Below are 6,387 nucleotides of genomic sequence, written 5' to 3'. Positions count from 1 at the left end.
CCCTGGAGTGGATGATCCGCCAGCCCGACCGGGTCCGCGCGGGGCTGCTGCTGGCCGTGGGCGCCCGGGCGAGTGCCGACCAGATCGGCACCCAGAGCACCCAGATCGCGGCGATCAAGGCCGACCCGCACTGGCAGGGCGGCGACTACCACGGCACCGGCCGCTCCCCCGACACCGGGCTGGATATCGCCCGCCGCATCGCGCATTTGACCTATCGCGGCGAAATCGAACTCGACACCCGGTTCGGCAACGCCGCCCAGGACGGCGAGGATCCGGGCACCGGCGGTCGCTACGCCGTGCAGAGCTACCTGGAACATCAGGGCGCCAAGCTGGTGTCCCGGTTCGACGCCGGCAGCTACGTGGCCCTGACCGAGGCGTTGAGCAGCCACGACGTGGGCCGCGGGCGCGGCGGGGTGGAGGCGGCCCTGCGCGGCTGCCCGGTCCCGGCGGTGGTCGGCGGCATCGCCTCCGACCGGCTCTATCCGCTGCGCCAGCAGCAGGAACTGGCCGATCTGCTGCCCGGCTGCGCGGGGCTGCAGATCGTCGACTCGATCTGCGGGCACGACGGGTTCCTGGTGGAAACCGAGCCGGTCGGCAAGCTGATCCGGCACACCCTAGAGTTGGCCGAGACCGAAGGAGACGGCGAGTGAGCGCCCGCTCCGGAGTAAGGATCCGAGCCATCGAGAGCGAAGGCGTGCGGCGGCGGTGACCCGCTCCCGGCAAGATCGCTCGCTGTCGTTCGGCTCGCAAGCCGCCGCGTACGAACGGGGCCGCCCGTCGTATCCGCCCGAGGCGATCGACTGGCTGCTGCCGGCCGGTGCCCGGGATGTGCTCGACCTCGGTGCGGGGACCGGCAAATTGACCACCCGGCTGGTCGAACGCGGGCTGGACGTGGTGGCCGTCGACCCGATCGCCGAGATGCTCGAGGTGCTGCGCGCCGCGCTGCCCGATACCCCGGCCCTGCTCGGCACCGCCGAACAGATTCCGCTGCCCGACAACAGCGTCGACGCGGTGCTGGTCGCGCAGGCCTGGCACTGGTTCGATCCCGACCGCGCCATCCCCGAGGTGGTGCGGGTGCTGCGGCCCGGCGGACGGCTGGGACTGATCTGGAACACCCGCGACGAACGCCTGGGCTGGGTCAAGGAATTGGGCCGCATCATCGGCCGGGAGGACGCCCGCGACGCCCTGGACGGTGGGGTGGCGTTACCGGAACCGTTCAGCGACATCGAACATTTTTCGGTCGAGTGGACGAATTACCTGACCCCGCAAGCATTGATCGACCTGGTGGCGTCCCGCAGCTACTGCATCACCTCGCCGGCCGAGGTGCGCACCAGGACACTGGAGCAGGTGCGCGAGTTACTGGCCACCCACCCGGCGCTGGCCAACGCGACCGGGCTGGCGCTGCCCTACATCACGGTCAGCGTGCGCGCGACGCTGCCGTAGCACCCGGTATCAGCACCGAGCAGACGCAAATTCGCACGCGAGCCGGCCCGGTCATGCGAATCTGCGTCTGCTCGGCGCAGGCGGCGTCGAGCAGACGGCTAAAATGTCTAATATGCACATAATGTGCATAGCAGCTAGAATGGCTACATGCCCACGTCTACCCTGACCTTCCGCAACCGCGCCGGCAAGCTGGTCGACGTGCCGACCGTTGCCGCCACCCGGTTCAAAAACGAGTTCGGCACGATTTTCGAGCAGGCCGCCGTCGACGGCGCGGTCGCGATCACCAAGCACAACACCCCCAAGGCGGTGCTGCTGTCGGTCGCCGAATTCGAGGCGCTGACCCGCTCGAGCGCACCCGAACTCGATGAGCTCAGCGACCAGTTCGATGCGCTGCTGGAGCGCATGCAGGCACCGAAGTCCCAGGCGGCGGTCGCGTCGGCGTTCGACGCCGATCCCGCCGAGCTGGGGCGCGCCGCGGTCAAGGCGGCACACGCCACGTCGCGCCGCTGACCTTGGCCCGGCTGTATGTCCTTGCCGGCGTCAACGGCGCCGGCAAGAGCAGCGTCGGCGGTGCCGCGATCCGCGACTTCGGCGGCGACTACTACAACCCCGATGAGGCGGCGCGGGCGCTGATGGCCGCCAACCCCGGCCTCGACCAGGTGCGGGCCAACTCCATGGCGTGGCAGCAGGGTAAACGCCTACTGGAGCGCGCCATTGGTGAGCACCTGGATTTCGCGTTCGAAACCACGCTGGGCGGCACCACGATATTGCGGCTGCTCACCGAGGCGGCCGCCGCCGGCATCGAGGTGCGGGTCTGGTATGTCGGGCTGGCCAGCGCCGACGCGCATATCCAGCGGGTGCGCCAACGGGTGCGTGCGGGTGGCCACGACATCCCCGAATCGACGATTCGCCGCCGGTACCGGCACAGTCGGCTCAACCTGGTGCAGCTGCTGCCGGTGCTCACCGAGCTCCGCGTGTACGACAACTCCGCCGACGCCGACCCGGCGGCCGGACAGGCGCCGCATCCGGTGCTGGTGCTGCACGTCAAGCGGGGCGAGATCGTCGGCCCGCCCGACCTGTCCGCCACGCCGGAGTGGGCCAAACCGATCGTGGCGGCGGCGCTCGCGGTTGCGAATTAGCGGTAAACCGGCGCCCGCGCCCTGCCTAAAATTAGCCAACGCGGACGACAGGAGCGGACATGATTTCGCGGATGGGCCCCTTGTTGGCGGGCCTGATGGCTGGACCGATCGCGACGGCCGTGCTCCTCGCCGCGCCGGCCCAGGCCGATTGGCACGACGACCTGTATCTGGACATGCTCACCCACGGGGAGGTCAACTACGGCGATCCCGCCGCGGCGATCGCCACCGGCCACTCCATCTGCTCGATGTACGCCCAGGGCAAAAAGCAGTCCGACGCGGCAACCAGCCTCGTCACCAACAAGGGCATGGACTATGCAACGGCCTACCTGTATGTCGCCGCGGCCACGGTGTACTGCCCGGACGCGTCGAACGCCGCCGGCCCAAACGGCGCGTAGGCCGACCGTGCGCAAACCTTGACCGCACCGTGTCGTCGCTGTGACGGCGATGCCGCACTGTTCTGACCAGTGAGTGCCGCACGCGCACTCGGAGCGTCGAGGAGTGCGCCATGCCGACACTGACGAATTTCCGCCGCTGGCTCGCCCGAACGCTGGCGCTGTCGGTCGCGCTGGCCGCCGCGTTCGCTGCCCCGGCCCGCGCCGACGCGATCGATGACTCGTTCCTGTCGGCGCTCGACGGCGCCGGGGTGAACTACGGCGGCGACCCGCAAAGCGCGGTCGCGCTCGGCCAATCCATCTGCCCGGCGCTGGTCCAACCGGGCGCGACGGCGGCTTCGGCCGCGTCCGGGATCACCGGCAACGGCGGCATGTCCCCGGCGATGGCGCAGCTGTTCACCGGCATCGCGATTTCCATGTATTGCCCGTCGATGGTGGATTCGCTCGCCGAGGGCCAGGTGCCCAACCTGCCGCAGCTGCCGGGCATGCCCGCGCTGTAGTCCCCCACGCCGAGCCCAGGCTTAGACGGCGGTCCCCAGCGGGTCGATCGTCGACGCGGTGTAGAGCATCACCGCCGCGACGGTCGCGGTGGTGACGAAGTCGATGCCCTTGTTGCGTACCACCAGCAGACCCGCCCGGTCCTCGGACAACACCAGCCGCAGCACCGCCGCGACCCCGACACCGATGCCGATCAGCAGCGCGCCGCGACGCCAGAAGTTCGCCCCCGCCAGCACAAACGCCACCACGAAGATCAGCCCGACCAGCAGGATGGGCCATTGGCTGGCCATGACCCGGCGGGCGTGAGCGGGATGGGCGGGATGTTTCACACCGCGCCCTCGGCCAACTCGACGACATTGGTCAACAGGAACGCCCGGGTCAACGGGCCCACCCCACCCGGGTTGGGCGATACGTGACCGGCGACCTCCCACACGTCGGGGTGCACGTCGCCGACCAGCCCGTCGGCGGTGCGGCTGACCCCGACGTCGAGGATCGCCGCGCCGGGGCGCACCATGTCGGCGGTCAGCAGATGCGGCACCCCCACCGCGGCGACGATGATGTCGGCCTGCCGGGTCAGCGCGGGCAGATCACGGGTTCGGGTGTGGCACAACGTCACCGTGGCATTCTCCGAACGACGGCTCAGCAGCAGCCCCAGCGGCCGGCCGACGGTGACCCCGCGACCGATCACCACGACGTGGGCGCCGGCGATCTCGACGTCGTAGCGGCGCAGCAGGTGCACGATGCCGCGCGGGGTGCACGGCAGCGGCGCCGGGGTGCCCAGCACCAGCCGGCCCAGGTTGGTCGGGTGCAGTCCGTCGGCGTCCTTGGCCGGGTCGACGCGTTCCAACGCCGCGTTCTCGTCCAAATGTTTGGGCAGCGGCAGTTGCACGATGTAGCCGGTGCAGTCCGGGTTGGCGTTCAGTTCGTCGATGGTCGCGTTGAGGTCGGCGGCGCTGACGTCCGCGGGCAGGTCGCGGCGGATCGAAGTGATGCCCACCTTGGCGCAGTCGGCGTGCTTACCCCGCACGTAGGCCTGCGACCCGGGGTCGTCGCCGACCAGCACGGTGCCCAGCCCCGGTGTGCGCCCCGCGGCGGCCAACGTGGCCACCCGTTGTTTGAGGTCGGCGAAAATTTCGTCGCGCGTGGCCTTGCCGTCCAACGTGATCGCACCCACCCGGGCATTGTTTCATGCCCGCCGAGCGTGGACTTGGGGCACGCCGCGGGGCGCTCAGCGGGCATCAACTCCACAGTCGGCGGAGGGCTTGCGGCGGCCTTATAGGCTGCCGCTATGCCCACCCCCGACGTCTTCAGCCCCGTCAAACTCGGCCCGGTCACGCTGCGCAACCGGATCATCAAGGCGGCGACCTTCGAGGCGCGCACCCCGCACGCGTTGGTCACCGATGACCTGATCGAATACCACCGGCTGCCGGCGGCCGGCGGGGTCGGCATGACCACCGTCGCCTACTGCGCGGTCGCCCCCGGGGGCCGCACCTCGGGCGAGCAAATCTGGATGCGCCCGGAGGCGCTGCCCGGGCTGCGCCGGCTCACCGACGCGGTGCACGCCGAGGGCGCGGCGGTCAGCGCCCAGATCGGTCACGCCGGCCCGGTGGCCGACGCCCGCTCCAACCAGGCCACCGCGCTGGCCCCGGTGCGGTTCTTCAACCCGATCGGGATGCGGTTCGCCAAGAAAGCCACCCGCGAGGACATCGACGACGTCATCGAGGCGCACGCCAACGCCGCCCGACTCGCCGTCGACGCCGGGTTCGACGCCGTCGAAATCCATTTGGGCCACAACTATTTGGCCAGCTCGTTTCTGAGCCCGTTGATCAACCGGCGCACCGACGAGTTCGGCGGGTCGCTGGCCAACCGGGCCAAGGTGGCCCGCGGCTTGGTGACCGCGGTGCGCCGCGCGGTGCAGGACCAGATCGCGGTCACCGCCAAGCTCAATATGGCCGACGGTGTCCGTGGCGGCATCAGCACCGAGGAGGCGTTGACCACCGCGAAGTGGCTGCAGGACGACGGCGGACTCGACGCGCTGGAACTCACCGCGGGTAGTTCGCTGGTCAACCCGATGTACCTGTTCCGCGGCGACGCCCCGGTCAAGGAATTCGCCGGGGTCTTCAAACCGCCGCTGCGCTGGGGCATGCGGATGACCGGGCACAAGTTTCTCCGCGAATACCCCTACCGGGACGCCTACCTGCTGCGCGAGGCCCGGCTGTTTCGCGCCGAGCTGTCGCTGCCGCTGATCCTGCTCGGCGGGATCACCAATCGCGCCACGATGGATCTGGCCATGGCGGAGGGATTCGAGTTCGTCGCCATGGCGCGGGCGCTGCTGGCCGAACCGGATCTGGTCAACCGGATCGCCGCCGATCACGGACCAACCGCCGTGTCGTCGGCGTGCACGCACTGCAACCAGTGCATGCCCACCATCTACAGCCGGACCCGCTGCGTGGTCACCGGCGCGCCGGACCGCATGGCGACTTGATCAGCGTGGCTGGCCGAGGCGGATGTCGCGCAAACAGCTACAGTTGACGCGATGAGTCAACCAGCCCCGCCAGCGCTGACCGTTCGGTATGACGGGTCCGAACGCAGTTTCGCCCCAGGTCACGATGTGGTCGTCGGACGTGATCTGCGTGCTGACATGCGTGTTGCGCATCCCCTGGTGTCGCGTGCCCACCTGCTGCTGCGTTTCGAGCAGGGCCGGTGGATGGCGATCGACAACGGCTCGTTGAACGGCGTGTTCGTCAACGGTCACCGGGTGCCGGTGGTCGACATCCGCGACGGGCAGGTCATCAACCTCGGCAACCCCGACGGGCCGCCGCTGAGTTTCGAGGTTGGCCGCCACCTCGGCGCCGCCGGCCGGCCGCCGCAAACCGCGATGATGGGGGTCGCGCACCCCGGCGTCTCGCGGCCGT

Annotated in this window: 10 protein-coding genes; 8 read left to right on the top strand and 2 right to left on the bottom strand. The window is 69.8% G+C overall.

Translation table 11 applies throughout. From position 1 onward, the window contains the following. From BKN37_RS25015 to BKN37_RS24990, 6 genes are all read left to right on the top strand, one after another. Positions 1 to 650, top strand: a 650-nt coding sequence (locus tag BKN37_RS25015; RefSeq protein ID WP_131823690.1) for an alpha/beta hydrolase family protein, incomplete at its 5' end; no start/stop codon positions are given. Between the two features lie 55 nt (positions 651 to 705). After that, entirely contained in the window at positions 706 to 1,443 is a 738-nt protein-coding gene (locus tag BKN37_RS25010) for a class I SAM-dependent methyltransferase (RefSeq protein WP_071029729.1), read from the top strand. 147 nt (positions 1,444 to 1,590) lie between these two features. Beyond that, the gene (locus BKN37_RS25005) at positions 1,591 to 1,953 is read left to right on the top strand and encodes a type II toxin-antitoxin system prevent-host-death family antitoxin (RefSeq protein WP_071029727.1); all 363 of its coding nucleotides are present in this window, start codon (positions 1,591 to 1,593) and stop codon (positions 1,951 to 1,953) included. A gap of 2 nt (positions 1,954 to 1,955) precedes the next feature. Continuing rightward, positions 1,956 to 2,582: an ATPase gene (locus BKN37_RS25000; protein ID WP_083342038.1), complete on the top strand. Its 627-nt coding sequence runs from the start codon at positions 1,956 to 1,958 to the stop codon at positions 2,580 to 2,582. A gap of 71 nt (positions 2,583 to 2,653) precedes the next feature. Further along, entirely contained in the window at positions 2,654 to 2,977 is a 324-nt protein-coding gene (locus tag BKN37_RS24995) for a DUF732 domain-containing protein (RefSeq protein WP_071029733.1), read from the top strand. Between the two features lie 110 nt (positions 2,978 to 3,087). After that, a complete protein-coding gene (locus tag BKN37_RS24990; RefSeq protein WP_071029723.1) occupies positions 3,088 to 3,474 on the top strand; it encodes a DUF732 domain-containing protein in 387 nt (128 codons plus the stop codon). Positions 3,475 to 3,495: 21 nt separating this feature from the next. Here BKN37_RS24990 and BKN37_RS24985 read toward each other — a convergent pair whose 3' ends face one another. After that, a complete protein-coding gene (locus tag BKN37_RS24985; RefSeq protein ID WP_071029731.1) occupies positions 3,496 to 3,762 on the bottom strand; it encodes a DUF3017 domain-containing protein in 267 nt (88 codons plus the stop codon). 35 nt (positions 3,763 to 3,797) lie between these two features. Beyond that, positions 3,798 to 4,646: a bifunctional methylenetetrahydrofolate dehydrogenase/methenyltetrahydrofolate cyclohydrolase gene (locus BKN37_RS24980; protein WP_071029720.1), complete on the bottom strand. Its 849-nt coding sequence runs from the start codon at positions 4,644 to 4,646 to the stop codon at positions 3,798 to 3,800. Between the two features lie 114 nt (positions 4,647 to 4,760). Between BKN37_RS24980 and BKN37_RS24975 the strand changes: the two genes are divergently transcribed. Together BKN37_RS24975 and BKN37_RS24970 are read left to right on the top strand one after the other, a co-directional pair. Further along, positions 4,761 to 5,957: an NADH:flavin oxidoreductase gene (locus tag BKN37_RS24975; protein WP_071029718.1), complete on the top strand. Its 1,197-nt coding sequence runs from the start codon at positions 4,761 to 4,763 to the stop codon at positions 5,955 to 5,957. 51 nt (positions 5,958 to 6,008) lie between these two features. Beyond that, positions 6,009 to 6,387: FHA domain-containing protein (locus BKN37_RS24970; protein ID WP_131823689.1), on the top strand; the 379-nt coding region annotated here is incomplete at its 3' end.

Source organism: Mycobacterium talmoniae, assembly GCF_001854525.1.
Classification (GTDB): Bacteria; Actinomycetota; Actinomycetes; order Mycobacteriales; family Mycobacteriaceae; genus Mycobacterium; species Mycobacterium talmoniae.
Note: the sequence above shows the minus strand (reverse complement) of the source record. Positions and strands in the feature narration are given on the sequence as shown.

Bases quoted from the DNA above. Each gene is read 5' to 3' on its own strand.
- BKN37_RS25005 (WP_071029727.1), top strand. From the start codon at position 1,591: ATGCCCACGTCTACCCTGACCTTCCGCAACCGCGCCGGCAAGCTGGTC.
- BKN37_RS24990 (WP_071029723.1), top strand. From the start codon at position 3,088: ATGCCGACACTGACGAATTTCCGCCGCTGGCTCGCCCGAACGCTGGCG.
- BKN37_RS24995 (WP_071029733.1), top strand. From the start codon at position 2,654: ATGGGCCCCTTGTTGGCGGGCCTGATGGCTGGACCGATCGCGACGGCC.
- BKN37_RS24985 (WP_071029731.1), bottom strand. From the start codon at position 3,762: ATGGCCAGCCAATGGCCCATCCTGCTGGTCGGGCTGATCTTCGTGGTG.
- BKN37_RS24975 (WP_071029718.1), top strand. From the start codon at position 4,761: ATGCCCACCCCCGACGTCTTCAGCCCCGTCAAACTCGGCCCGGTCACG.